Genomic DNA, 26,385 nt, shown 5'->3' on the forward strand with positions numbered 1-26,385 from the left:
CCTATTTCCATGAAATAATATTTTTCTATATTTGCACCAGAATCAAAAAACACCAACGATTACAGCAGACTCCGTAGCTCAGTTGGTAGAGCAACTGACTCTTAATCAGTGGGTCGAGAGTTCGAGCCTCTCCGGGGTCACCTCTTGGGACAAGTCTAAAAAAGAAAGACTTGTCCCATTTTTTTTGCTCTGTAACTTACTGTTATTCTGATAGATAAGAGCAATCACAGAATTTAGCCTCGGAGTTCGATGTTGTGTTCCGTCAAATTCCAAAAAATCGGGGAACATCGAACTCACTATAAGCCTTTTTTCCTCAATATCGCCGTTTTCATAGCGTCTATCAATGTTTGCGACCTTTTTTAAGGTGGATGCTACTAAGTCTTTTATCTCCGTTCCCACTACTGCCAAGTCGTTTAATCTACGTTCCAAAACCTCAATCTTTCCTTTGGTCAATTTCTTTACTTCTTGGAAATCGTCATCTGCCATTTCTCCATCGGCATTTTTTAAAAGCGCATTTTGATAACGTTTATTCAACGCATCAATCTCACCTATGATATTTGCCCGTTCGGTGTTTTGGGCTTTGGTTTTGTTGTTGAAGTCTTTTATAAAGGCTTCGATAAAAACATCGACCATGCCCTCTTTTGGCGACATATACCGTAATTGCTTTAGGAAAGCCTCGTTGGCGGTTTCGGCTTTGAACCGTACTCCGCAGGAGGAAGTGCAATGATAGTAGTAATAGTAATTGCCCATCTTTCCCTTTGAGGCACTCCCTGTGAGCATCCTATTACAGTTAGGGTTAGGGCATTTAATAAACCCTCTAAGCGGTAGATTGTCCATAGCCACGATTTTAGGCTTTACAACCCTCTTTCTCCCATCGAGAATATCCTGTACATCCGCAAACGTCTTTTCGCTGATTAATGGCTCATGTTGCCCTTTGACAAAATATCCCTTTTCCTCTTTGTAGGGAGGAATGAATATTTTGCCACAGTACAAGGGGTTTCGGACGGCTACCCTAAAGTTATTTTTGCTGAACCGACCTTTTCCATTGGCTTTCTCCCGAACCATTTTCCATATCTGTTCGGTATTGAAGTTATTGGAAACGATTTGTTCAAACGCCCATTTCAAAAGCGGTGCTTCAAAATCATGGGGTGCAATGAACTTCTTTTTGCCCTCTGTTATCTTATTGACATATCCCAAAGGAGCAGTACCCATATACCGCCCCTCTTTCTTTGCCCTGCGCATCCCGTGAAAAACGTTCAATGCACGTCTGTCGTTCTCAACTTCCGGTGAAGCGAGATAGAATGCAAGCATGATTTTATTTTCGGGAATGGTAAGGTCTAAGGGCTGTTCTATCGCAACAGGCTCAACACCATGTTTCCGCAACTGGTTAATCATTTGATACGCATCCCCTGCGTTCCTACTGAACCTATCCCATTTGGTAAATAATATTATTGACCCCGCTTTGTTGTTCTTTGTTTTACGTAGGTTGGATAAATATTTCTGCCACTCTGGACGTTTGAAAGATTTTGCCGAATGGTCTTCTATGTAAACATCCCTTACCGGAATGCCCTTTATCTCACAATATTTTCTTAATCGGTCTTCTTGGTCACGTTGCGAATATCCTTTGTCCGCTTGCTCGTCTGTCGATACACGTATGTATAAATCTGCCTTTCTCATCACAACAATTTTCCTTTTTCATTAGATTAAAGTTTTCCTCTTAAATACTGGTTAACTGCAATGTGAGCTATCTTCTTGACAAACTCCAAAATAGCTTGTGCTTCCTCTAAATCGACTTCCGTTCCTTTCTTTTTCAAGATTTGCTTAACTCTTTCGGGGGTTAAATCGTTCGTTTTTTCTTTCTTCATCTTCACTCATTTTGCCTGTTAAACAGAGCGGTTTTAATCCGCACAGACAAACTTATTGCACTGATGGAGTGGATATTGGATTGTGTCTTTGGGTTGAATTACTTGGCATAGTATGCCTGTTTAGAACCATTTCGGCAATGCTGTTCCTCATTACTTCCACGTTTGGTTATGCCTAAAAAGCGAGTATGCCTGTTGTTCACGTTTCATGGAGCAAAGGTTGGACGTGTTCTTAACGGAAGCAAAAGGTCATGCAAGTTTGAAAAAAAATCTCCACCCGTTGGGTAGTATTTGTTTTCCAAAACCTTGTGCATCCTAAACACTAACCTAAACTGCTCCCGAAACGAAACACAGCATACTCCGGCTCTTTACACGAATAAAAAAAATGTCAGGCATGAGGAATATAAGCATTGGAAATGGTATTGAAACAAAACAACAGCACCACCTCTCATTGCCGAATAAATCAAAAAAATTAATTCAAAACAGTAAAGAAATGACACATCAAATAAACACATCGGAAGCAAGGGTATATGTCGGCACATACGCAAAATATAATGACGGTTCAATCTTCGGGGAATGGCTAACGCTATCCGACTATGCGGACAAAGACGAATTTTACGATGCTTGCAGGGAGTTGCACAATGACGAGGAAGACCCCGAATTTATGTTTCAAGACTACGAAAACATCCCGAACGGCTTAATCGGCGAAAGTTGGATAAGCGATAGCATAATTGAGGTTTTGGAGGCTTTGGAAGATATGGACGAAACCCGAAAAGAGGCATTTCTAATATGGTGTGACAATGGACACCGTAAGCTGTCCGAGGGGGATATTGACGACCTAATAAGCGACTTTGACGATGACTATATAGGGGAATACGAGGACGAGGAAGATTTTGCCTATGAACAGGTAGAGCAAATGGACTTGCCCGAATTTGCAAAAACGTACTTCGATTATGAGGCTTATGCCCGTGACCTATTTAGCGGTAACTATTGGAGCAATAGCGGTCACGTATTTTATAATTGCTAACCCACAGGCGACCGCCTACAAAGGTGGTCGCCTATTAAAAATCAAAACCATGATAATAGAAACTTATAGAGCGACCCTAAAACATGATACGGGCATGATACGGATAAAAGTAGTATCGCTAAGCGGTGAAAGGGGCGCAATACAACAGATAACCACCGCCGAGCATTGCCCCGAATGTGCCATTATAAAATTAAAGAAGATTAACACTAAAAAAGTATAACGACATGAAAGCATTAAACGACATGAACAACGTTGAAAGAGGGTATTTGCTTGCTAAGCTATTCCCCGAAAACCTTAAAGATTTGACCCTTTTTGTACAACAGGAAACGGAACGTTTCAGAGCGCACGAGGAATATATACGCAGTATTTGGGCTAAAAGAACGCTTTTAACAGTCGATTATTGGTTCAGCTTGGTCAACAATACCGAACAGGTTTTAAAGCGGTACAACGTCATGTTACACCGTAGCACACGGGTATTTTCTGACCAGTTATTTGACGGTCACAATGCCATATTTCTAATAAACTGCCTTGTTGAGTATGCGGACAGGGAAGAATGTAACCCGAAGTTAAAAGAGGCTATACACTTGCTATTCGGGCATGATAAAATGATTGTAACCAGTTGAATTTTTTAAGGGAGCGGTACGCCGTTCCCGTTTTTGCCTCAAAAATTGGACGGCAAAAAGACAGATCCTCCCGATGGTCGGGACCGTCTTTTTGCGGAAAGCGGAACAACCCCTTTGTTAAATGCTTCCGTTCCGCCGTTCCTTACCTGCATTTTCCAAATAGGTTGCATCGGGATAGACTACTTTCTTTCATGAGTTGAGACGGAAAAGAAAGTAGCAAAGAAACCCAAGTTTATGATTGACTTTTAAAATATTCCGTTGCTATCCTACTAATCCCAACACTGAAATATTTTTTGTTTTCGCTCAATGCTTTAACGGCGGTTAGCATTTCATCGGGGTCAGCGTATTTCAGTATATAGCCCGAAACACCAGTTTTCAGCATATCCAGTACATTTTCCTCGTTGTCGTTCGTACTGGAAATTAGGACTTTCAAATCGGGATGCTTTTCGAGCAGAAGTTTAGCCGTGGCAAAATCTTCCTCGATAACACAGACATTGGGCAATGCCCCATCCTCTTTTATTTTTTGGAGTGCTTTCTGTCCGTTGCTCACTTGAAACTGTACGATATAGCCGGAGTTTTCAAGTTGATTTACGGAAATAGCCCTAAGCTGTGCATTGTCATCCACAACTGCAACCCGAATAGTTTTTTTATTATTGCTCATAACGATATTGTTTATTTTTTGCGTTTAAACCATCCCAACCAACTTATGTTGTTGGTAACAACGACAGGTTTTGCCTTTTCTTCCTTTTGTATATCCCTAATGCCGTGAGCGCTTAGCTAATCGTAAAAAATTTGGGTATTATCGGGTTGAAAGTGTATTATTTCTCCATTTTTGAGGGATAGAATAAAATAGTTGATAGCAACCGCAAAAGCCGATATTTCGGAAGCAGGAAACGCTAAGGCAGGATAGGTAATATTCGCAGTGTCCATAATATCCATTTTTAAGTAACGACACCTGCAATAAAAAAAGCGCAGGCAACTACACTTACCGACACTAAGGCACTGGTACGCCTTTCCCCGAATAAGCGAGCGCCCACGCCATAACGTGAGCGTTCTTACTTATGTCTCGGGGATTAAAAATTACCAGTTTTTAGTATCGAGACTTAAAGCAAAAACACTTTAAGATTTTTATATTTTCTAATAGCAAAGATAGCAATGTGGATTTTCTTATACAACAGCCATCTGTCTTTTCAATTTGGGTTTAACATGGGAAGATTGCAAAACAAAAACAGTACAGACCGCAAAGACCTGTACCGTTTCCTAATGCTATATCGTTGCTTATCGTGGGTTCTGTATCTCCGTATTTTGGGATGACTTTTCTTTTGCCTTTTTCTGCCTTGAATAACTCCATAAGAACAGCACACCGAATATAATCAAAGCATAAGCTATCCATTTGCCCAAACGTTCAGAAGTTTTAATAATAACGGATTTCTCATAAGATGAAAAGCCTTCCGCTCCGGTCGGGCTACGCCTGTAAAACTTCCTGCGGTTAATCCAGTAACGCAGACCTAATCCCAAAACCGATGCTATTATGCCTAAAACCAATGATGCACCCATAACGATAGCTATTATAATTCGACACTTTGAATTTACGAAAAAATATCTATTCCGCTATGAACGAAAAAAGTATCGCTTTAACCGTCATAATAAAAATTGTACATCACCAACAGTAGGAATGTTAAAAAAAGATAATATCACATTATCCTTACTTATTTTTGTTTAAGTTTATCCTTTAAAAAAATGAAGAAACATGAAGTGTCCGAATTGTAACGAAACCTTATTGATGACGGAGCGTCAAAATGTCGAAATTGATTATTGTCCGCAATGCAGAGGAATTTGGTTAGATAAAGGTGAACTGGATAAGCTATTGGAGTATTCCGCTCAAAGAACCGAGGGGAATAATTATGAAAAACAGTCCTTTAATGACGAAAAACACCCTTATTCGCAGGACTACGAAAGAACTGATAAATATTCAGACAGAAATAAATATCCCCAACATGGACGTAAAAAGAAGTCTTTTTTGTCTGATTTTTTCGATTTTGACTAAGATAGAATTATCTTCAACAATATCACTGAAAGAAAGGAGTTCCCATACTGTATAGAACTCCTTTCTATTTGAGTTAAGGAATAATAAAAAAGTCAAACTGCAAATCAATCACGGCTGTTAAACTGGAAACTTATTTGCTTTTCGTTCCCGAAGTTGTCCGAAATCCAAATATCAAATGACTGTGATACGGTGGATTGCGAGGTGTAATACAGCCTAAATTGTGTCTGTGGCAATAGGTACACATCATTGGGCATATACGGCGGTTCGCTGTAATACCGCAATGCTCCCTGTCCGTCAAACTGGAAATAGCGGATAAAGTATTTCGCATCACTGAAATTTCCGCTTCGCTGTATCGTTACCCTTATTTCTACGGTTTGACCATTTGAGACATCCTTTGGAACAGGCATCACCTGTACCTCAAAAGGGTAATTCTGTTGTATATCGAGGTCGTCTTTTTCACACGAAGTCAGCACCACGGCGCAGGCCAACATCGCCATGAGCATGAACATTGCCTGCAAATGTAGCCCGTACTTTCTGATTAATATTTTCATCGTAAATCAATTTTAAAAGTTAAACCTTAGTCCAATCCCTGCCGATGGACGGAACTGTTTCAAATCCGTACTCCATAATACTTTTGTCCGCCCTTGCAGGAGCAGGACAAAACGGTCGGACAGGTACGTTTCGAGCGTGAGCCGTCCACCAGTACCATAGACGAAATTGTCTTTGTCGAGGATGGTCGAGCCGTCCGGTAACATGGCTTCGCTCCGGTTGATGGTTTCGTAACCTGCCACGGCGGTAAGCCCTGCATTGAGCGTAACGGTCTTTCTCGCATCGCCCATTAGCTGAAGACTGTAACCCACCTCGCCCGTATAGGTTTCAAGCGGTATCTGTACATCCCTGTAACCGGAAAACTGATGGGTGTACTCCGCACCCCATATCCAGTAATTGCCGTTCTTTCCGTTCACGGTCAACGTCAAATTCAGATAGTAATTGTCGCTTATCTCTTTAGACAGCATACCTGCGTTTATTTCCAATCCATTTTGTTTGGGGAGCATCCGTTGTGCCTGTACCGCCGTGATGCTAAGTGTGGCAAGCACCACGGCAAAAATGTATCTCATCATTGTTCGTTCTTTTTGGGTTAATTAATCTTTAGGTGCATATCGCTTATCAGCTTGGCGTGTACGAGGTCGGAGTTTTCCACCTGCAACACCTGTTGTCTGCCACCGTTCTTTTCAAAGATTTCAATCACAAGTACCTTGTCATCCGTGATGGTAAACTGGTCAAGCAGGAACACGTTCTGGTCGGTGGTATTGCCCGTTATTTCACCGAGCGTTTTGTACATACGCAACGGGTTCATTGCCTTTTCCTGTACCACGGTACGCTTGGCGACTTTCTTATCCACGACCTTGAAATTCACAAAGTCAATGTTGAACGGAACATTGCTTTTGTTGCGCAGTTCCGTATGGAAATAGAATTTTCCGTTATGGACGTAGATACCTTTTAACAGGAATTGTATGCCGTAGCTTTTTGCCCCGATATGCTTTACAATCCTTTTGTCCTTTTTGTAAATCGTTTCCATGAGCAAGCCTGCCAGTGACGGCGAATTGCCCCCCAATTCCTCAAACAGAACATCGTTGCCGTTTTCCCTATCCGATGCCTTTTGCATCGTTAGCAGGTCATAATTCAGCGTTGAGGGATAAGGGCTATAAAAGACATTGAAATTGTAAAACCGACCATCGTCCGTGATGACCGAAAAATTGGTTTCCTCGTCAAAATCCCTTACGCTTGCCTTGATGCGCAGTACGTTTTCCGCATCCTCGGCTTTGCCTGCAATAAGGTATTCACTGCCCAAATCCACATAGCGGATAGCGGACGGGAATATGAGGTGCGAGGTTTTGCTGTACGTCACCTGCATTTCGTAAGGGTCAACCTTGCCCATGCTCAATTTTGTTGTACTGGATGCAATTTGCTGTGCATTTGCACCTGTGATAAAGACCGTTAAACAGACCATTGCCATGAGGCTTTTAAATATTGCTTTCATTTTCTTTTTGATTTTAGTTAAACATTAATTTTTTGAAACGAGGAATAGCTGATGACCGGCTTTGACGGTTACTTTCGGTGTGCGTACCTTTTTGGAGAAGTAACCCGATACGCCCTGCACCAATCCACGAGAAAGGTCGCCTGCCATCTGTTGCCCTGCCGAGCGTGTCATCATAATGGAAGTGCCGGAGGTTTGGCTCATATTGGAGGCAATCTCTGACAGGGCATTCATTTCGGGTGAATATGGCACATATAGCCCTTGTTGTCCGTCCACATCATACACGGTTATATCGACCGGAATAATGTTGCCCTCAAATTCGATGGACGTTACCTTTAACTGCAACCTGCCACTTTGAAACTTAGCATTAGCCGTCAGTACCGTTCCTGCCGGAATGGAACGGACGGGAGTTTGCGCCGTTTCTAACAAACGCAACCGTACACCGCTTTCGCCCGTTACGGTCTGTGTTTCCTGTACTACCGCCCTAATGCTGTTTTTTGGTTGTATGACCTGTTCCGAAACGCCTGCCGTATAAAATCCACGGTTTCGGGTTTCGTTCCAGTTCGCCAAAAAAGCACTGTCGGTCGGTTCACGGTACAATGCGGAAACCGCATTTTTCCTTACGGGGGTGAACGCCACGAAATGTTCTTTTAGAGAGGCACTCTTTGCTGAAACCGTTGTGTCCGCATTACCCGTCTGTGCCGGAGTTGACGGCAGGTAACGGGATGCCATTTCGTATGACTTTTCCATCAAAGCCAGTTGGTCTTCTACGGTCGTATTTGGTGGTACGTCTTTTTCTGCCAGTTGCTCTTTCAGTTCCTCAACCTGTCTGCGGAGTTCCTGCGTTTCGTAATCGCTGTTGTCGTAGAACGAGGTCAGCGTACTTTGCGCACTTCGATAAGTGTTCAGGGCAGGGTTGCTGTTCCTGCGTGTACCACCGCCGTAAGCGTAGCCGTCTTCGTAGTCCTCATCCGGTTGCTCCGCTTCCGGATCGGCGGTACTGTCCTCGCTCCAATAGTCGGACAGTGACAGGAGCGCATTGCGTTTTTCCTGCATCTTCTGTTCGAGCATTTCCTGTTCATAAGCCTTTTGCTTATCGGATTGAAGCCCTGCATCGGTCGCCTGTGGTACGGCATCGTTCAGACCAATATCCTCAACCGCTTTCTTGTCGGAGGACGGTTTGAAGATTAGGTACATACAGCCGAGGAATACCACGCCCATGAGTGCAAAAATGATGGGCTTTTTCAGCTTTTCGGCTTTGTTCTGCGCACTGTCCTGCGGTGCATCCATTCCGTTTTTTGGGTCGCCATCTTCGACCAAAAAACTTACCCTTTTGTTTTCACTGTTTTTCATCTCTATAATTTGTTTTTTAAAGGCGATGAAGCTTGCATGAGTTGATATAATTCCCCCTTTAGGGGCAACTCATGCAGGTTTCATACATTTTACGTTTTAAGATTTTGTTAATACTGTCCTGCGGAGAAACCGAGGATTTGTTTTGCCCGTTAATCGGGTTTTCGATATGCTCTATCGTCATGGTATTATCGGAATGCGCTACATCGTAGCACACTTTCAACAGTACGGCAACGGACAATAGCGCATAGCCCAAAAAGAGCAGTAGCGTATAGCGGTGCTGTTTTTTAACAGGCATCGCTCGCCACTGTCCATCGAGCTTGTCAAACCAATTGTTGATTGTTATTCTTAGATTTTTCATGCCTTAATTGTTATTCCGTTCCACTGCATCGTTGACCATAGCGATTGCCTCTTTTGCTTTGGGAGCGGTCACGACCGACAGGTGGGTCAGTTCCGATTGTTTCAGCACTTGCCCGTAGCGGTCTTTTTTAGCAACTTCCATGCTGTTAAGGAAGAATTTGCCGTTTAGGTACTTCACCCTCATAAGGCATTCTACCCTGGGCAGGTCTTCGCCTGCCCATTGCAGAAAGCAGGTCAGCAACAACTCCTGTTTAACCACACCTTTGGGGCTGTTGGCGAGATATTCGCTGATGCTTGCTTTCAGTTTTCCGGCATACGCACCCTGCGTATGGAAATAGCCGTCATACCCTTTTGCGGTAAGGATTTTGGCGAACGTGTTTAAATCTGATATTGCTTCCATAATCTTGGCTTTAACGGTCTACGACTTCTATATCCCTGTTTTCCAACACGGCAAACTTTTCGATATTGAAGCCCTGTGGGTTGTTGTCAGACTTGACCGAGTTCAACAATAGGCATGAAGTGACCAAATTCCGTTTGGTCACGTTGCTTGGACGGATGATATACTGTTTGGCATACGTTCTTACGGCATAGGGATAGGTGTCGAAGTTGCAGACCACGCTGTCCACCTCGATACGCTGTTGCACATTGCCCGAAATGATACGGTTGTAATATCCTTTTTCCGAGAGGTCTTTGTAATAATCAAAAGCCGATTTGTCGGCAAGGTTAAAAGCCCGTTTCATGTTGCTTTCGATAGCGTTCTTATCCGGTGCGAGCGTAAAGAACAGTTCATGGAAACGCTTAACGTGTTCCCTTGCCTCAACAGGTCTGTTGATGCTTGCATCCTGTGAAAGTGCCAACATCAAGGATTTGCCTTTGTCCAGTACATATATTTTTTGGCGTTGTGCCTCGGCAAACTGGTAGGACTGCCATACGGCATAACCTACCACAGCGATGCAGAGTACGGCAAATACAATGGCGTACAGCCGTATTTGCCTAAAGCTGTTTTCGATATTTCTTAGTGTCTTAAATTCCATTGCTTCTTGATTTTTATTTGTTCATTAACCTGCCACCGATATTGCCTGCAACAGCCCCCGTTCCGGCTCCGGCGATGTTTCCGGTTTTCGATGCCGTAGAGTTTACGTTGCGCATGAAGTTCCCTGCGCCCCCTGCCTGTATTACCCAACCTGCCACCGTTGGAACGGTGAAGTAGCCCACGATGCCAATTATCATGAAGATGATATACACGGTGTTGGATGTGTCGGGGATGTAGGTCGGGTCGGCAAGCATATCAATATCCCGTTCGATGATGAGGGATTGAATTTTTGCAAGCATGGAGCTGAACATATCGGCGATGGGCAACCACAGGTATACGCTGATATATCGGGTCAGCCATTGCGTAAGCGTGGATTGAAAACCATCCCATGCACTTATCGCAAAGGCTATCGGCCCGAGTATGGACAGCACGATAAGGAAGAACGTCCGTATGGTGTCTATGACCAAAGCGGATGCTTGGAAAAGGACTTCCAGTAGTTCCCGAAACCAGTCACGGATGCTTTTCTTTAAATCGTACATTCCACGCTCCATGTACATACCCGATATGGCAACCAAATCGGACGGCGACCATCCCAATTCTTCGAGTTTCTTATCAAATTCCTCATCGCTTACGAGGTAAGCGGTTTCGGGATTGCGGAGCATCGCCTCTCTCCCCAACAGGTCTTTTTGTTCCTGCAATTTGTTGAGGTCAAGCACTTGGTTTTCGAGCATGGCGTTTGTGCCTTTTACGACCGGACTTAATACCGCATTTATAGTTCCCAATACGATGGTCGAGAAGAACATAATGCAAAGCCCGATGGCGAAAGGTCGCAGGAGCGGAAACACGTCTATCGGTTCTGCACGGCTCAATGCCTGCCACACTTTCAGTGCCACGTAGAACAGTGCGCCCAATCCGGCGATGCCCTTAGCCACTGTCGCCATATCGGCGGACAGTGGGAGCATCTCATCATACAGCGAGCGCAGGAGTTCGTGAAGATTGTTCCATTCCATAGCTTACCAGTATTTTTGTTCAGCAGTTCCGTACAGTTCAAGCACCCTTTTGGTGTTGTTCTGTTTCTTAGCCCTCAAAATGCTTACGGAGATATTCTTGTTGGTGAAATAGCGGACAAGGCTATGGTAGTCCTTGACCTCTTTGTAAACCCTGTCGATGATGTCCATACGCTCTTTATCGTTCAGCGAAAGCGAGGTCGAGGAAACAATCTGTTTCAGTTCTTTGAGCAGTTCGGTACTCTCGTTCAATAGCGTGGAATAACCGTTGGCAATTGCCGTCAGTTCCTGCGGACTGAAATTTGGGTCGTTCATCATTTTACCGAAGTTCTGCACGTACATTTCGGACACATCGCCCACGAGCAACACGGTCTGTTGAACCTTACGGGCATCTTTCACCAAGTTGTTTACGGCTTTCAGTTTGTCGTAGTATTCCTTGCCCTGTTCATACACTTTTTTTACCTCGTTGAAATTCTTTACCACGTTTGAAACGGTGGATGAAGTCTGTATGATTTCATTGGCACTGTTGATGATACCCGATGCAAGGTTTGCAGGGTCTGTAACAACAAATTGTGCCTTAGCGGACGGTGCAACGGCAAGCATAAATGCCATACACACCAGTAACATTGTTTTCTTCATGTCTCTGATTTTTTAAATGATTAATAATTATTTGCGTTCTCACGTCTCTGTTGGGCAATGCGTTTTATCGCCAGTTCCACATTGCCGTCCAGTTCGGATGCCAGTTGCATGACTTCCATTTTTTCGGTTTCCTCTGTGGTGTATGCCAAATATTCTTCGAGCGAAACCTCTGTGGCATAAACGGCGGAGTGCGTACCGCCAAGCCCAATCCATACCTCTTTGTAAAGCCTTGACGGGTCATTGTTCTGATTGATGGAAAGGATTTGGGATTTTTCCTTTTCTGTAAGCCCCAACATTTCCTGTATCGCATCAAATTTGTTCATGTACTTGCGTTGGTCAAGCAGGATTTTACAGTCGGAATTGTTGATGATACTTTCCTTGACCACGGGTGACTGGATGATGTCGTCCACTTCCTGCGTGACCACGATAGCCTCACCAAAAAATTTGCGGACGGTCTTAAACAGGTACTTGATGTACTCCGCCATTCCCTCTTTGGCGATGGCTTTCCACGCTTCCTCAATCAGTATCATTTTGCGCACACCTTTGAGCCTGCGCATCTTATTGATGAATACTTCCATAATGATGATGGTCACTATGGGAAAGAGGATTTTGTGGTCTTTAATCGCATCAATTTCAAACACGATAAAGCGTTTGGAAAGCAGGTCAAGTTGCTTGTCGGAGTTCAACAGATAGTCGTACTCTCCGCCCTTGTAATAGGGTTCAAGCACGTTCAGAAAATTTGCGAGGTCAAAGTCTTTTTCCCTTACCTGTTTGTCTTCCAGTACCTTTTTGTAGTCACCTTTTACATACTCGTAAAATCCATTGAAAGAGGGATATTCACCGCTTTGCTTGATACGGTCGATATAACCGCTCACGGCATTGGACAATGCCACTTCCTCTGAACGGGTCGGCGGTTCATCGTCACGCTTCCAAAGCGTAAGAATGAGCGTTTTGATACTTTCCCGTTTCTCAATGTCGAATACGCCGTCATCCGTATAAAATGGATTGAATGCTATCGGGTTGTCTTCGGTGTAGGTAAAATACACACCGTCTTTTCCTTTTGTCTTCCCTTTAATCAGTTCGCACAGCCCTTGATAGGAGTTGCCCGTGTCGACCAATAGTACATGAGAGCCTTGCTCATAATACTGCCTCACCATGTGATTGGTGAAGAATGATTTTCCACTTCCAGTTTGGAGGGTTGGCGGGCTACTCAATTAAGAATAGCCCGCCAACCCCCAGATGGGCCTAACACGAAGCGATTGCGATTTGTGATAATACCTCGCTTCATAGGCAAATCTGATATGTCCAAATGGATGGGCTTTCCTGTCAATCGGTCTGCCATCTTGATACCGAAAGGCGATGGCGAATTTTGGTAGTTGGTTTCCTCGGTGAAGAAACACAGGGCAGGTTCAATGAACGTGTAGAAACTTTCCTCTGCCGGAAAGTCGCCTGCATTGCCTGCCATACCTGCCCAATACAGTGTCGCAACATCCACCGTATTATGCCTCGGCTTGCATTCCATCAAAGCAAGCGCACTGCCCGTATCGTTCTTTAGCTGTTTGAGTTCGTTCGGGTCATCCGACCACGCCATCACATTGAAGTGCGCACGGATGGAGGATAGCCCGAAGCTGTGCGCTTCGTTCAGATACCTTTCAATCCACTCTTTGTTAATCTGATTGGCACGGCTGTACCTTGCCAGTGAGTGCATGTTACGGGCTGACTTCTCAAACTTGCGCAGGTTCTCATCGTTGTTATCCAAAAACAGGTATTGGTTATAGATATGGTTACAGCTAAGGAGCAAGCCCACCGGAGATGCAAAGGACAACAGGCAATCGCTCCTGTCCGTGGACAGCTTTTCATACCTCGTATTTGCCGATACCGTGTTGGGCAAATCGTCCGTATCGGACAAGGTGTGCAGGCACAGCCTTTTGTTGCCGATACGCACGTCCTCGCTTCCCAAAGCTATATCCTGCATGGGCGTTCCGGCTTCCCTCGACAGGGTAAGGTACTGTTCGAGCAATCCCTGTTGGTCGCCTGTGCCGATGATGTCATCCTCGGTCAAGCGTTCCAGTTTTACAAAACCGCTATCGTTGACAATGCGCTCAAACTGTGCCACCGCTTCCATGAACTTTCGGACGGTTTCTTTATCCCTTATTTCTTTCGGGATAAGAACGCCTTTGCAAAGCGAACTAAAGTTGCTCTGCATCCGCATCCGCTCTTTGGTCGTCTTGGTTAGGAACAGGTAGCAGTAATGGTTTAAAAATGGACGTTCGTTGAAATGTTGCTGATAGGACTTTGCAAGGAAACTCAACCCGTCCTGTGCAATATCCGGCGCATAGCTTTCCTTGATGTACCAGTCCTGTTTATGGACAATGGTATAGTCCGGCAAGGTCTTGATAGCCTTATGCCATGCCGAGTGTATGGCATCGTACTCCGCCGATGCCACCGTGAATAACTCCGGCAGGTGTACCCGAAAGCAAGCCGTGATGTCTGCATCCTTTGAAATGATGCAGTTGTGTTCCACCGCCAGTAATGGAAACTTGCTTTCCAACGTTGTGGCTTTTCCTGTATTTCTCATAAATGACTGGATTTAGAAGTGAATTTTAAATAGCGGTGTACGGCTCTGCGACAAATGATGTATTTCGGATGCCTTTTCTTTGCCCCGACTTTCATCAATCCGTATTCGCCATATTTGCCGTTCAATGCGAATGTTTGCCAAACGATGAGCGATGCACCGCCTGCCCCGATGAACAAGCACACGTAGGAGTTTACGCCTGCCATGTACATGACCATGACGAGGATAAGCACGCCGAGCAGACCACCTGCGAAGATGAACAGGTACTGTGCTTTCAGTCCTTTGAACTCGACCGTTCTACCGATGCCTTTATTGATATTGTAATTGCTCATAGACCATCGGCTTAAAGGAAGAATGAGCGGAGAATGGTCGCCGCTACGATGAGGAAGATACAAGCCCCAAACCACGACGCCGCAGTCTTGCTTGTATCAGGGTCACCGCTACTGAATTTGTTGTACACCTTTACGCCACCAATTAACCCGACCACAGCCCCAATCGCATAAATTAATTGGGTAGCAGGGTCGAAATAGGATGTCACCATCTGCGTGGCTTCGGTGATACCTGCCGAGCCGTTGCCCTGTGCGAACACACCGAATGCCGACAGGAACGCAACGCCTGTCAGCAACACTTTTTTGCTTTGTTTTACCATGATTTAACTGAATTAAATTGTTACTACTTGCCCACCTCGTGCGGGCTTTCGCAACAAAAGTCTTATGGAAATCGAAGCGTTATGGGAAACTGGAAATCAGTGGAATGAATTGGCAGTGAGTGGCTGTTAGAGCAAAAAAATTATTATATTTAGTACATATATAGCAGGATATATTTTACCAACTAATACGAATTAATTAACATGGCAATTATTGGGTCAAAATGGAGAAAATGGAACTTTCACGTTCACACTAAAGGAACGAATAAAAACGACCAGTTTTCGTCATCTTCAATGGATGACTTCTTTCACATATTTTTTAAAAAGGCTTTTGAAAATAAAATTTCAGCCATAGCTATAACCGATTATTTTTCTATTGATAGGTATCTTGAAGCCATTGAATACCGAAATACTATTGAGAATAAAACAGACTGGTTAGACGATAAGCTATTTGATGATAATGAAGTTGAGTTTATCAAAAAAATATTCATTTTCCCAAATGTTGAGCTTAGAATGTTACCCTCTACTGATAGAGGACGTTTGATAAATATTCACTGTTTGTTTAACCCCGATTACATTCAAGATTTGGAAAATGATTTCTTTTCTCATATCGCAAATCAAGACGGGGTAAAAATGAACCGACATGGCATAACAACCTATGGAAAGAATTTAGACCCGAATATTATTGAACCACATAAACAATATGAAAAAGGTATTGAAAATTTCGTTATCGACTTAAAATCACTAAAGGAATTAATAGCGAATAATAAGAGATTTCGGGATAACACATTGCTTGTAGTAAGTAATTCAAACAATGATGGGGCTTCTGCAATCCAAAAGCACTATGATTTATTCGAAAATGAAAATGGCAGTTTAGATGGGCTAAGGAAATCCATTTACAAGGTTTCAGATGCAATATTTTCAGCCAATCCAAAAGATATTAAATATTTTATTGGAAAAAGATTAGAGGGAACAGACGGGTATAATGAAAAAATATATAAACAGGAAGTTGACAGTGTTATTGAACACAGGGGTTCGTTAAAGCCGTGTATTGTTGGCTGTGATGCTCATAAGGAAGATGACTTATTTTCTAAGTTTACTTGGGTAAAGAGCGACTTGAATTTCGAGGGGTTAAGGCAAATTTGCTTTGAACCTGAACATAGGGTTAAAATTCAAAATGACACTCCCGATTTTAAGGAAGAAAAATTACTAATAGAAAAAGTCTCCTTTCTATCTCCCAATAGTGTATTCTCAACTAAGCCTATACATCTCAATCCTAATCTCAATGTTATAATTGGGGGAAAATCTTCGGGCAAATCAATTCTACTTTATGCAATAGCAAAGACCCTTTCAGCAGATGAAACAGTATTAAAAAATGATGATGGAACAGAAAAGTATGACTTAGATAAGATTGAAAATGGATTTGATTTCCAAATAACAACCAAAGGAGGTTTCACACAAAACTTGAAAAGGCAATCGGACGAAAACTCAATACTTCCAGAGATTAAGTATATCCCACAGAACTATTTAGTGAAACTCGCAGAACCCGAACTAAACAAAAAAGGAAAGTCCTTAAATAAACTTGTAAGGGATTTGATTACCGAGGACGATACTTCTAAAGAGTGGTATCAAGATTTTGTAAATAAGGTTTCTCAAAATGACAAGTTGAGAAATGCGCAAATTGATATTTACTTTGAAACTCAAAAAGAGATACAAGATTTGGAGGATGAGCTGAAAACGAAATCCAACAGACTTGTGCTGGAAAAAAATATTGAAACAAATTCACAAAAAGTGGAAGACCTAAATAAAAGTACTGGTCTTACCTCTGAACAAGTCGCAGAATACAAAGAACTTCAAGGTAAACTTGAGGCTAATAATACAAAACGTCAAAATTTCAAAGACGATTTTTCAACCATCCAAAACTTCAATAGCGAGTTCATTCAAGCAATGAAAAGCTTAAAGCAAAAAAAGGATGCTGTATTGCAACAATTGCAATTACAAGAGATAAAAGATTTTTATGAAATAGCTTATGCTGATATAGATGCCTTATTGACCAAAGCAAATGATATTGCTACTGCGATAGAAGTCCAAGTGAAAGAAGACGGTATGCGTTCCTTTATAAGGGAATGTAAATTTGGAGAGGTACTTAATACTATACATAGCGAGCAGGTTGAAATAAAGAAGTTGATACAGCCGTATTTGCAAGATGAGCAGGTTAAAAAAGCTGTCGAAGCGTTAAATCTATCCATCGCAAATGATAAAAAAGCTCTGTATGATATTGTGGTTTTAACCAAGAAAATACAAGAAAAAAGCAAACTTCTTGCAGATACTAAGGACGAGATATTTGAGATTTACAAAAGTAGTTATCAGGAGTATATTAATATCATAACAGCCTTAAAGGATAGAACTATTGAATTAGAAAAAGATGGATTAGGGATAGTTGGAAAAGCACAATACAACTATGTCAAATTACGCAAGGATATGTATGCTATAAGTGATGGCAGAAGTGCTTCCTATAACCAATATAACATTTTGTCGGATAGCAAAAAAGCTACTGATGAAGCTGATTTTGAAACAATATTAGAGGATGTCAAAAAGCTATTTAATGATTTGATTGATAAGAAGTATGTTCTGACAAATAGAACATCCATCCAGTCGGCAGTAAAAATCGTTTTAGATGACTATTTCTTTGATTATTGGGAGATAAACTATAAAAATGATAAACTTGGAGAAATGTCTACTGGTAAGGCAAGCTTTATTATCTTGATGCTGATTATTGGTCTAAGTAAATCTAAAGCACCTATATTAATAGACCAACCCGAAGATAACCTTGATAATAGGTCAATCACGACAGATTTAGTCAATTACCTTAGAAGTAAAAAACTCGAACGTCAGATAATTATAGTCACACACAATGCAAATATTGTAGTGAATGCGGATGCTGAAAATGTTATCGTAGCTAATCAAAAGGGTCAAAACGATGAACAATCAACAAGTATTTTTAAATTCGATTACATAAACGGAGCTATTGAAAACTCTTTTGACAAAATCGCCACGGAAACAGATGTTTTAAAATCAATGGGTATTAGGCAACATATTGCGGATATTGTCGAGGGAGGTAAAGATGCGTTTATTATGCGAGAGAAAAAATACAGGTTTCACTAATTGACAATCGGGGAGTTTAAACAAACTCCCCAATGTCGAAATCCTCTAAATCACTTTTCCGCAAATCGGGAGAACTGAAATCCGTTCCGGCGGAGAGGCTCTTGTCCAACAACTCTGCAATCTTCCGTGAAGTCCCATCCATTGAGTTTTCGAGCAGACTTAACAATTCCGTTCCCTGTAATCGCTGAACTATGTCCACCGCTTTCTGTTGCTGGGCAGGTTCAAGTGTATCTTGCTCCAACCATGCCCCCACGGTCGTCAGTTCATCAAAGGTAACCCCTGTGGCAAACTCATTATCGCTGTCCTCAAACCCGTACTCATCCCATTCGTCTTCCTCATTTTCAAAATCGGACATACTCCCGAAAACTTCATCCGGCTCTCCCTCAATCTGCGGATTTTCCAATCCAACACCTATCCCGTAGGTTTCTGCACCAAAATTATCAGCTATTCCGTCACGTTCGTCCGATTGTCTCTTTGTGGCATTCGGTGGCAAGGTGTGGCGTTCCACAGGCTTGGGAAGCCCCATAATATCCGGCAGGTCGGAGCTTTTCTTTTCCGGTTTTATTTCCCTGCGGACGTGCTTATAGATGACCACCTTATCTTTCAGCAAAAGGATAATGACGATGATAAGGCATATTACAATCAATGTTTCCATAGCTATAATATTGGTTTTTGGTTTCGGGCATGGATTGTATTTATTTCCTCGCCGAAATCCTCAAAGTGGTGTTTCAATACACTGTGCAGGTAATCGGTAAGCGTAATATCTCCCTCTCCGAGAATACAGACGATACGGGATAATTTCTTGTGGAAGTCGGGGCAGATATATACCGACTTTCCGCACCGTGCGACAACTCCGGTTGGTCTTAAAAAAGCCGACTTATATCGGGCTATTTGCAGTACCTTTTTAGGTTGGTTTTGCTGTTGCTTTTTCATCTTGATATAAAATTGATTTTTAATGGTGATGAAGCTATCCGCCAGTTGGCGGATGGCTTCATAATCGAATATTTTAAAAAATGGGTTTAAACTTATTGTTGAAATCATCGGTAATGGCTTTCTCGAACTGTTCAAAATGATGTTCGAGAATATTGTCCAAATAGGCGTACATAGGTATTTTATCCTCACCGATAACCTGCACGATACGGGAAAGCCGTTCGTGGTATTCCTGCCGGATGTAGATGCTCTTATCACCACGGCGTGTCATGGTGTGGCTGTTGAGAAACCGCTCGCCATAGCCCGTATCGGAAATCCTCTTTTGTCGGGTACGCTCTTTGGCTACGGGCTTTTCCATTGGCGTTTCATTTGTCGGCTCTGCGCTCGGCTCTTGCGGGGCTACCGCCTGTTGGGGCTTCTTTGTTTCACCTGCCATAATGGACATGAGATATGCCTCGTCAATCGGGGCATTCGGCTTTTTCTTGTTTTCATTCTCCATAGCGGTTACAGTTTGACGGTTCTTAAAAATTCACTGATGAACAAATCCAAGCCGGAGGCTTTCATCAATCTTTTGTCGGGAGGTAACAGCGTGGAGCGGAAGACGGTCTTTGCCGTTGCCTCGCTCTCCTTGCGGAAGCGTTTGCTATCGGCAATGCGTGTTTCCATTGCTTGCAGTCCGACCTCGTTAATGACGTTGCCGTAGATTTCGTACAGTTGCGATTTTTCCCTGCCATCGACCATGTTCCAAAACAGCCGTATGGTTTCGATGGAGGTCTGACCTTGTTTCATAAGGACATTGGTCAGTACATCGGTAAAGCTCAATGTGCTTTCCATGACCACACGGTCTGCCGTGATGGGCGAAAAGATATGGTGCATTCCTGCCAGTGTGTTCAGCAAACCCGAAGTGTTCACCGTTCCGGTCAAATCAAAGAAAACCACATCCACGGGAACGGTCGAGGACTGTACGAATGCTTCCGCATCCGTTAGGGCATTGTCAGCCTTGCTTTGCAGTACCGGATAGGCTTTCTTGTTGATGGTGGAAAATTGGCGGTGCGCCAGTTTTTTCAGCACCTCGTTTTGCATGACCGCTTTCAAATCCCGTTCCCTCATTTGGCAGATGCTGTGCTGTGGATAATCGCAGTCAAAGACGGCTACATGATAACCCATTTGGTAATGAAGTATGCTTGCCATAACCGTTGTAAACGTGCTTTTCCCAACGCCCCCTTTTTGGCTTGAAAAAGCAATGAATTTTGTCCTGTTTGTTGCTTCCATTTCTATTCTATTTTTAAGTTTCTATTTCCGTGGACTGCCTGCCATCCGGCGTGAAACAGGGCTGTCATCCCTGCACACCGTCCGGCAGTCTTGATACAATCCCGTCTGTCGGGCTTGCCATCGTTCGTTCAATCAGCCGTGCCGTCATTCCGGCTTTCACACGGGCAAGACCGATGGCTTGTCTGTCGTCCTGCCTGTTGGAATGGCTACCGGATAGTTTTCATGCCGTCCGGTATTCCTGCCTGCCATGCGGAACGCCGTCATGTGTTCCGGCATTCCTGCGCTCCGTCTTTCACAACTGCCATCGGGAGCGGATGCCTGCAAACAGGCTTGCGTGACTGATAGCGCAAAGAAGCAGGTTATTCCGTTCCATTGATTTAAAGCGGTAATCCACGGCATTTTTTGGCAATGTTTGGTCGTGACGGATAGGTCAATGCTTTGAAAAAGCTACCCTTACTTTGTAAGGGCTTAAATGCAAGGGGTGAATGGAAAAATCATTGGAGTATGGACGTTATGGGCGGAACGGCACAAAGCCGTTTTTTTCCGCTTTATCCAATCCGCATCCGCCGATAGGCGGACGGATTTTCTGTTCACCCGAACAGAGCAAGTTATGTTTTGAGATGCTCGAAATAAATTCCCGCACCTCAAAACCACTTGCTCCGCCAGTTGGCGGAGAGCTTTTAAAACACCCTCCGAAGTCGGGGTTTATGTTAATCAACTAAAGTTGAGCTTGCTGAAGCTCGGTTATTAATGGATTTAGATATGGAAGACAACAAAAGAAACCGAAAAAACAAAGTTGGTCGCAAGCCTAAGAAAGACCCTGCCATCCACCGTTATTCGATTAGTCTCAACGACACGGAAAATGTACAGTTCCTTACACTGTTCGAGCAATCGGGAATGAAAGTAATGGCGCATTTCATTACAGCCTGCATCTTTCAGAAGCCAATCAAGACTGTAAAAATTGATATGGATGCAGTCGATTTTCATACGAGGCTCACCAATTTTTACAGCCAGTTTAGAGTGGTCGGCGTGAATTACAACCAAATCGTGAAGATACTTTACCGCAATTTCTCGGAGAAAAAGGCATCGGCTTACCTCTTTAAACTGGAAAAGCAGACGGCAGAAATGGCGGAATTGTGCCGGAAAGTGATTGAGCTAACACAGGAATTTGAAAGAGAACACCTGCAAAAACACGGATAGGATGATAGCAAAAATTGGAAAGGGTGAGAATTTATACGGGGCTATCTCCTATAACCAAAAGAAGATTGACAGTGAAAACGGGCAGGTTTTGTTACTAAATAGAATACCCGAAACATTAGACAATACCTATTCGACCAGTTACCTGCACCAGTGTTTTGAGCCGTATCTGTCCGCAAATATCAGAACGGAAAAGCCAGTGCGCCACATATCGCTGAACCCCGATCCTGCGGATAGGGTCAGCGATGGGCAGTTCGTAAAAATGGCGCAGGAGTATATGGAGCGTATGGGGTATGGCAAGCAACCTTATATCGTTTTTAAGCATACCGATATTGAACGTACCCATATCCATATCGTAACGGTCTGTGTGGGTTTGGACGGGAAAAAGCTACCGGACAGTTACGACCATCCACGTTCGATGGCAATCTGTCGGGATTTGGAACAAACGTACAATCTTATACCTGCCACGGAAAAACAGCGTACTGGAAACGAGCAGGTATTCCGTCCGGTGGATTACAGAGCCGGAGACGTTAAGAGCCAAATCGCATCGGTGGTGCGACACCTGCCGAAGTATTACAGTTACGCAAGCCTCGGAGCGTACAACGCTTTGCTATCGCTTTTCAATATCACGGCGGATGAAGTCAAAGGGGAACTGCATGGACAGCCTAAGAACGGTCTTGTCTATTTTGCATTGAACGAACAGGGAGAAAAAGCGAGCAATCCTTTTAAGGCATCCCTTTTCGGTAAGCAGGCAGGACTGGACGAACTGCAAAACCAATTCGCACAGGCTAAGGAGAAAATGAAAGCAGACCCCGTAAGAGCCGTACTCAAAAGCACCATTGAAGTGGCGATGCACACCGCTACAAACGAAACCGATTTTAAAAAGCAGTTATTGGAACAGGGTATCAATACCGTGGTACGGCGCAACGATGAGGGGCGTATATATGGTATGACTTTTATAGACCACGAAAGCCGTACCGTTTGGAACGGTTCAGCTTTGGGCAAAAACCTATCGGCTAATGTCTTTAATGATTGGTGGAACGGGCAGGCGGTCGGGCAACGCCAAGAAACTGAAAAAGCAACCGCACAAAATCAGTCATCGACCACAGGCAACACCGTAGAGAAAGAGGAAGCCCATGCACTTTTTAACTTCCTAAATAAAGAACAGCAGACCGATGATTTGTTGATAGACGGATTGGGTGGGCTACTACCGGAGGCACAGGGCGAAGACTACGAGGAACAGGAATTTGCCAACCGTATGAAGAAAAAGAAGAAACACCGAAAACGGGGAAGACAACAATAGCTTTTTTGACCATCAAAGACCAGGATTAACATCTTGGTCTTTGTGGTTTTTAAAGTTACTGTCAAACTAAGCCACCAAAAGCCATCCGACCCCCCTTTGTATAAGTGCTTTTAAATAGCCTCTAAATTCCCTACACTAATTTTTTTTGTTATGCAAGGAGAAGACGATTTGAGAGGATTAGCCAAAATCATGGCTTTTATGCGTGCCGTAAGTATTCTTTTGGTACTGATGCACTTTTATTGGTTCTGTTACGGGTTCTTTGCCGAACGTGGATGGACACTGGAAATTATCGGTAAGATACTGACCAATTTCAACCATACCGCAGGACTTTTTTCGCACACGCTTTACACCAAGATTTTTGCCTTGCTGATGTTGGCGTTAAGCTGTCTCGGCACTAAGGGCGTAAAGAATGAAAAGATAACATGGGCTAAGATTTACACCGCCTTAGTTATCGGCTTTGTGCTGTTCTTTCTGAACACGCCATTGTTAAAGCTGTCGGCAGGGGTTGCCACATCGCTTTACATCCTTACAACGAGTTTGGGTTATATAGCCTTGCTCATGGCAGGGGTATGGATGAGCCGACTACTTCGCAACAATCTGATGGACGATGTTTTCAATAATGAAAACGAGAGTTTCCAACAGGAAACCCGTCTGATAGAAAATGAATACTCGGTCAATCTTCCCACAAGGTTTTTTTACAAAGGCAAGTGGAACAATGGATGGGTTAATATCGTCAACCCTTTTCGAGCTTCGATTGTACTTGGTACTCCCGGCTCCGGAAAATCCTACGCCATCGTAAACAACTACATCAAGCAACATATCGAAAAAGGGTTTGCGATGTATATCTACGATTTCAAGTTTGACGACCTTTCCACGATTGCCTACAACCATTTGCTGAAACACTCCGATAAGTATAAGGTAAAGCCCAAGTTTTATGTTATCAACTTTGACGACCCACGCCGTAGCCACCGATGCAATCCGCTAAGCCCTGCCTTTATGACGGATATATCCGATGCCTACGAAGCCTCTTATACCATCATGCTTAACCTTAACAGGTCGTGGATTTTGAAGCAAGGGGATTTTTTCGTGGAAAGCCCAATTATATTGCTTGCCTCAATCATTTGGTTTCTGAAAATCTATGAAGATGGAAAGTACTGCACGTTTCCCCATGCTATTGAATTGCTGAATAAAAAATACGCAGACGTATTTACGATACTGACCTCATACCCCGAACTTGAAAACTATCTTTCGGCTTTCATGGATGCGTGGCAGGGCGGAGCGCAAGACCAATTGCAGGGGCAGATAGCATCGGCAAAAATTCCATTGTCACGGATGATTTCGCCACAGCTTTATTGGGTGATGACGGGGGATGATTTTTCACTGGACATCAACAACCCCCAAGAGCCGAAAGTCTTGTGTGTGGGCAATAATCCCGACCGTCAAAATATCTATTCGTCCGCTTTGGGATTGTACAATTCGAGGATTGTAAAACTCATCAATAAGAAAGAACGGTTAAAAAGTTCCGTTATCATAGACGAGTTGCCTACCATATATTTTCGGGGATTGGATAACCTTATCGCCACGGCACGTAGCAATAAGGTTGCGGTATGTTTAGGCTTTCAAGACTATTCGCAATTGATAAGGGACTACGGCGACAAGGAAAGCAAGGTCATCCAAAATACCGTGGGCAATATTTTCTCCGGTCAGGTAGTGGGCGAAACAGCTAAAAACCTAAGTGAACGCTTCGGGAAAGTGTTGCAGAAACGGCAAAGCATCACCATTAACCGCAATGATAAATCCACTTCCATATCCACCCAATTGGACAGCCTTATTCCGGCTTCCAAAATATCCACCTTGACACAGGGAATGTTCGTGGGGTCTGTTTCTGACAACTTCGATGAACGCATCGAACAGAAAATATTTCATGCTGAAATCGTGGTGGACAACGAAAAGGTTTCTGCCGAAACCAAAGCCTACAAAAAGATACCAAAGATATTATCCTTTACCGATGAACACTGCAACGACAATATGAAGCAGGTCATTGAAGCCAATTACAGGCAGGTTAAAACGGACGTTATGCAGATTGTGGAAAGCGAAATGGAGCGTATCAAGAACGACCCCAATTTACAGCATTTGGTGCAACAGGAATAATTTTTTTATAAATTTCTTGTGTGATTAAAAGATGCATCGTAATATTGCGATATAAAAGAAAAGTTATGGGGCTTACCAAATCAGAAATATTTTCGGACGAACAGAATAAGCTGTCTTCACTATTTAAGGTTTTGGCACATCCGGCAAGGATTGCTATACTTCAATATATAATCAATCAAAAAGCCTGTATTTGTAATGATTTGGTTGAGGAATTAGGTTTGGCACAGGCAACCATTTCACAGCATTTAAAAGAGTTAAAGAATATCGGTATCATACAGGGAACTATTGAGGGTAAATCTGTTTGCTATTGCATTGATGAAAATATATGGAAAGAAATTCAAGCCGAATTGAACACTTTTTTTAATCAAAATGTACAAGTTACCAAGTGCTGTACGTAGTGTTTTTTTTAGCATTTAACATCGTTATATTGCAATATTAAGTTTACTATTTCATTTTTTAAATTCAGTTATTATGAAACTATCAAAAATCAAAGAAATCTTGCCAACATTGGACAATGTTGAATTTCAATTAGAGAACGGAACATTTGTTCCCGAACATTTCCACGTTACGGAAATAGGGCAAATCACTAAACATTTTATTGATTGCGGTGGTGTAGTCCGTATAGAGAAAGCGGTAAACTTTCAACTGTGGGATGCCAACGACTATGAACACAGGTTAAAGCCCGCCAAACTATTGAACATTATCAAGCTATCAGAAGAAAAACTGGGAATGGAAGATGCCGAAATCGAAGTAGAATATCAAAGCGAAACGATTGGCAAATTTGACTTAGACTTTGACGGTCAACATTTCATCCTAAAGAACAAACAGACGGCTTGTTTGGCAAGCGATGCCTGTGGCATTCCTGCCGAGAAGCAAAAAATAAACTTATCAGAACTGAACAGCACTTGTTGTACACCTAATTCGGGATGTTGCTAAACACTAAAAACAAATCGTAATGTATAAAAATTTAGCTGAAACCATAAACGGGATTATTGACGTCCAAACCGTAAAAGAGGAACGTAAAACCACACTGCAACCGCTGATAGATTTTGTACGGCAAAAAGCAAACAGCGGTGAGGTGTAAGCGGTAATTAAGAGTGCAGAGTTTTTGGCAATTAGGAATACACAGTTTTCGGCAACAATGAATGCAGAACAATGGC

At 43.0% G+C, this 26,385-nt stretch carries 30 protein-coding genes, 1 tRNA gene and 1 pseudogene; 11 read left to right on the forward strand and 21 right to left on the reverse strand.

Going from position 1 to position 26,385, the window contains the following annotated elements; translation table 11 throughout:
* The first annotated feature begins 67 nt into the window (after positions 1-67).
* Positions 68-140 (forward strand) — tRNA-Lys (locus IEX60_RS15810).
* Here the strand turns inward: IEX60_RS15810 and IEX60_RS15815 are convergent.
* Positions 106-1,677 carry a recombinase family protein gene (locus IEX60_RS15815; protein ID WP_188752316.1) on the reverse strand — a complete coding sequence of 524 codons (1,572 nt, stop codon included), beginning with the start codon at positions 1,675-1,677 and terminating at the stop codon, positions 106-108. The genes IEX60_RS15810 and IEX60_RS15815 overlap by 35 nt on opposite strands.
* 26 nt (positions 1,678-1,703) lie before the next feature.
* Positions 1,704-1,865, reverse strand: coding sequence for a hypothetical protein (locus IEX60_RS15820; protein ID WP_188752318.1), 162 nt, complete (start codon positions 1,863-1,865; stop codon positions 1,704-1,706).
* 490 nt (positions 1,866-2,355) lie between these two features.
* Here IEX60_RS15820 and IEX60_RS15825 point away from each other — a divergent pair, with 490 nt between their 5' ends.
* Both IEX60_RS15825 and IEX60_RS15830 read left to right on the forward strand, forming a co-directional pair.
* Positions 2,356-2,889 carry an antirestriction protein ArdA gene (locus IEX60_RS15825; protein WP_188752320.1) on the forward strand — a complete coding sequence of 178 codons (534 nt, stop codon included), beginning with the start codon at positions 2,356-2,358 and terminating at the stop codon, positions 2,887-2,889.
* Positions 2,890-3,113: 224 nt separating this feature from the next.
* Complete coding sequence (locus tag IEX60_RS15830; protein ID WP_188752322.1) at positions 3,114-3,512, forward strand: hypothetical protein; 399 nt, start codon at positions 3,114-3,116, stop codon at positions 3,510-3,512.
* A 232-nt stretch (positions 3,513-3,744) separates the two neighbouring features.
* Here the strand turns inward: IEX60_RS15830 and IEX60_RS15835 are convergent, their stop codons facing one another.
* Positions 3,745-4,173 (reverse strand): response regulator, encoded by a 429-nt coding sequence (locus tag IEX60_RS15835; RefSeq protein ID WP_188752324.1) that lies wholly within the window; start codon positions 4,171-4,173, stop codon positions 3,745-3,747.
* Positions 4,174-4,790: 617 nt separating this feature from the next.
* Positions 4,791-5,069 carry a molybdenum ABC transporter permease gene (locus IEX60_RS15840; protein ID WP_188752327.1) on the reverse strand — a complete coding sequence of 93 codons (279 nt, stop codon included), beginning with the start codon at positions 5,067-5,069 and terminating at the stop codon, positions 4,791-4,793.
* A gap of 193 nt (positions 5,070-5,262) precedes the next feature.
* On the opposite strand from IEX60_RS15840, the gene IEX60_RS15845 reads away from it, so the two are divergent.
* On the forward strand, positions 5,263-5,559 hold the full coding sequence (locus IEX60_RS15845) for a TFIIB-type zinc ribbon-containing protein (RefSeq protein ID WP_188752328.1): 297 nt from the start codon (positions 5,263-5,265) through the stop codon (positions 5,557-5,559).
* 104 nt (positions 5,560-5,663) lie between these two features.
* Here IEX60_RS15845 and IEX60_RS15850 read toward each other — a convergent pair whose 3' ends face one another.
* From IEX60_RS15850 to IEX60_RS15905, 12 genes and pseudogenes are all read right to left on the reverse strand, one after another.
* On the reverse strand, positions 5,664-6,068 hold the full coding sequence (locus tag IEX60_RS15850; protein WP_373285055.1) for a DUF3872 domain-containing protein: 405 nt from the start codon (positions 6,066-6,068) through the stop codon (positions 5,664-5,666).
* Positions 6,069-6,122: 54 nt separating this feature from the next.
* Positions 6,123-6,680: a conjugal transfer protein TraO gene (locus tag IEX60_RS15855; RefSeq protein WP_188752332.1), complete on the reverse strand. Its 558-nt coding sequence runs from the start codon at positions 6,678-6,680 to the stop codon at positions 6,123-6,125.
* Positions 6,681-6,697: 17 nt separating this feature from the next.
* A complete protein-coding gene (traN, locus tag IEX60_RS15860) occupies positions 6,698-7,600 on the reverse strand; it encodes a conjugative transposon protein TraN (RefSeq protein WP_188752334.1) in 903 nt (300 codons plus the stop codon).
* 24 nt (positions 7,601-7,624) lie between these two features.
* Positions 7,625-8,950, reverse strand: coding sequence for a conjugative transposon protein TraM (gene traM, locus IEX60_RS15865; RefSeq protein WP_188752336.1), 1,326 nt, complete (start codon positions 8,948-8,950; stop codon positions 7,625-7,627).
* Positions 8,951-9,008: 58 nt separating this feature from the next.
* Positions 9,009-9,308, reverse strand: coding sequence for a nitrogen regulatory IIA protein (locus IEX60_RS15870; protein WP_188752357.1), 300 nt, complete (start codon positions 9,306-9,308; stop codon positions 9,009-9,011).
* A 3-nt stretch (positions 9,309-9,311) separates the two neighbouring features.
* A complete protein-coding gene (locus IEX60_RS15875; RefSeq protein WP_188752358.1) occupies positions 9,312-9,707 on the reverse strand; it encodes a hypothetical protein in 396 nt (131 codons plus the stop codon).
* Positions 9,708-9,717: 10 nt separating this feature from the next.
* The gene (gene traK / locus IEX60_RS15880; protein ID WP_116776440.1) at positions 9,718-10,341 is read right to left on the reverse strand and encodes a conjugative transposon protein TraK; all 624 of its coding nucleotides are present in this window, start codon (positions 10,339-10,341) and stop codon (positions 9,718-9,720) included.
* Between the two features lie 13 nt (positions 10,342-10,354).
* Positions 10,355-11,350 carry a conjugative transposon protein TraJ gene (gene traJ / locus IEX60_RS15885; RefSeq protein ID WP_188752360.1) on the reverse strand — a complete coding sequence of 332 codons (996 nt, stop codon included), beginning with the start codon at positions 11,348-11,350 and terminating at the stop codon, positions 10,355-10,357.
* 3 nt (positions 11,351-11,353) lie between these two features.
* Positions 11,354-11,986, reverse strand: a complete 633-nt coding sequence (locus tag IEX60_RS15890; RefSeq protein ID WP_188752362.1) for a DUF4141 domain-containing protein — start codon at positions 11,984-11,986, stop codon at positions 11,354-11,356.
* 20 nt (positions 11,987-12,006) lie between these two features.
* A pseudogene (locus tag IEX60_RS15895) lies at positions 12,007-14,564 on the reverse strand (TraG family conjugative transposon ATPase).
* Positions 14,561-14,893, reverse strand: a complete 333-nt coding sequence (locus tag IEX60_RS15900) for a DUF4133 domain-containing protein (protein WP_188752365.1) — start codon at positions 14,891-14,893, stop codon at positions 14,561-14,563. The pseudogene IEX60_RS15895 and the gene IEX60_RS15900 overlap by 4 nt, the downstream one beginning before the upstream one ends.
* Before the next feature lie 11 nt (positions 14,894-14,904).
* The gene (locus tag IEX60_RS15905; RefSeq protein ID WP_045756338.1) at positions 14,905-15,210 is read right to left on the reverse strand and encodes a DUF4134 domain-containing protein; all 306 of its coding nucleotides are present in this window, start codon (positions 15,208-15,210) and stop codon (positions 14,905-14,907) included.
* A gap of 201 nt (positions 15,211-15,411) precedes the next feature.
* Between IEX60_RS15905 and IEX60_RS15910 the strand changes: the two genes are divergently transcribed.
* Positions 15,412-18,372 (forward strand): TrlF family AAA-like ATPase, encoded by a 2,961-nt coding sequence (locus IEX60_RS15910; RefSeq protein WP_188752367.1) that lies wholly within the window; start codon positions 15,412-15,414, stop codon positions 18,370-18,372.
* 16 nt (positions 18,373-18,388) lie between these two features.
* Here the strand turns inward: IEX60_RS15910 and IEX60_RS15915 are convergent, their stop codons facing one another.
* The 5 genes from IEX60_RS15915 to IEX60_RS15935 form a co-directional block, all read right to left on the reverse strand.
* Positions 18,389-19,027, reverse strand: a complete 639-nt coding sequence (locus IEX60_RS15915; RefSeq protein WP_188752369.1) for a conjugal transfer protein TraD — start codon at positions 19,025-19,027, stop codon at positions 18,389-18,391.
* 2 nt (positions 19,028-19,029) lie between these two features.
* Complete coding sequence (locus IEX60_RS15920) at positions 19,030-19,413, reverse strand: DUF3408 domain-containing protein (protein WP_229717596.1); 384 nt, start codon at positions 19,411-19,413, stop codon at positions 19,030-19,032.
* The gene (locus IEX60_RS15925) at positions 19,379-19,801 is read right to left on the reverse strand and encodes a DUF3408 domain-containing protein (protein WP_188752371.1); all 423 of its coding nucleotides are present in this window, start codon (positions 19,799-19,801) and stop codon (positions 19,379-19,381) included. The genes IEX60_RS15920 and IEX60_RS15925 overlap by 35 nt, the downstream gene beginning before the upstream one ends.
* A 5-nt stretch (positions 19,802-19,806) precedes the next feature.
* The gene (locus IEX60_RS15930; RefSeq protein WP_028069450.1) at positions 19,807-20,574 is read right to left on the reverse strand and encodes a ParA family protein; all 768 of its coding nucleotides are present in this window, start codon (positions 20,572-20,574) and stop codon (positions 19,807-19,809) included.
* Positions 20,575-20,730: 156 nt separating this feature from the next.
* Entirely contained in the window at positions 20,731-20,973 is a 243-nt protein-coding gene (locus tag IEX60_RS15935) for a hypothetical protein (RefSeq protein ID WP_028069449.1), read from the reverse strand.
* Between the two features lie 363 nt (positions 20,974-21,336).
* Here IEX60_RS15935 and mobA point away from each other — a divergent pair, with 363 nt between their 5' ends.
* From mobA to IEX60_RS24990, 6 genes are all read left to right on the forward strand, one after another.
* Positions 21,337-21,774, forward strand: a complete 438-nt coding sequence (gene mobA / locus IEX60_RS15940) for a conjugal transfer protein MobA (RefSeq protein WP_188752373.1) — start codon at positions 21,337-21,339, stop codon at positions 21,772-21,774.
* A 1-nt stretch (position 21,775) separates the two neighbouring features.
* Positions 21,776-23,074 (forward strand): conjugal transfer protein MobB, encoded by a 1,299-nt coding sequence (gene mobB, locus IEX60_RS15945; RefSeq protein ID WP_188752375.1) that lies wholly within the window; start codon positions 21,776-21,778, stop codon positions 23,072-23,074.
* Between the two features lie 150 nt (positions 23,075-23,224).
* Positions 23,225-25,225, forward strand: a complete 2,001-nt coding sequence (gene mobC, locus IEX60_RS15950) for a conjugal transfer protein MobC (protein WP_188752377.1) — start codon at positions 23,225-23,227, stop codon at positions 25,223-25,225.
* Positions 25,226-25,290: 65 nt separating this feature from the next.
* A complete protein-coding gene (locus tag IEX60_RS15955) occupies positions 25,291-25,623 on the forward strand; it encodes an ArsR/SmtB family transcription factor (RefSeq protein WP_028069444.1) in 333 nt (110 codons plus the stop codon).
* A gap of 73 nt (positions 25,624-25,696) precedes the next feature.
* Complete coding sequence (locus IEX60_RS15960; protein WP_028069443.1) at positions 25,697-26,161, forward strand: DUF6428 family protein; 465 nt, start codon at positions 25,697-25,699, stop codon at positions 26,159-26,161.
* 19 nt (positions 26,162-26,180) lie between these two features.
* Positions 26,181-26,309, forward strand: coding sequence for a hypothetical protein (locus IEX60_RS24990; protein WP_262892323.1), 129 nt, complete (start codon positions 26,181-26,183; stop codon positions 26,307-26,309).
* The last annotated feature ends 76 nt before the right edge of the window (positions 26,310-26,385 follow it).

The organism is Parapedobacter defluvii, from assembly GCF_014642075.1.
Taxonomy (GTDB): Bacteria; Bacteroidota; Bacteroidia; order Sphingobacteriales; family Sphingobacteriaceae; genus Parapedobacter; species Parapedobacter defluvii.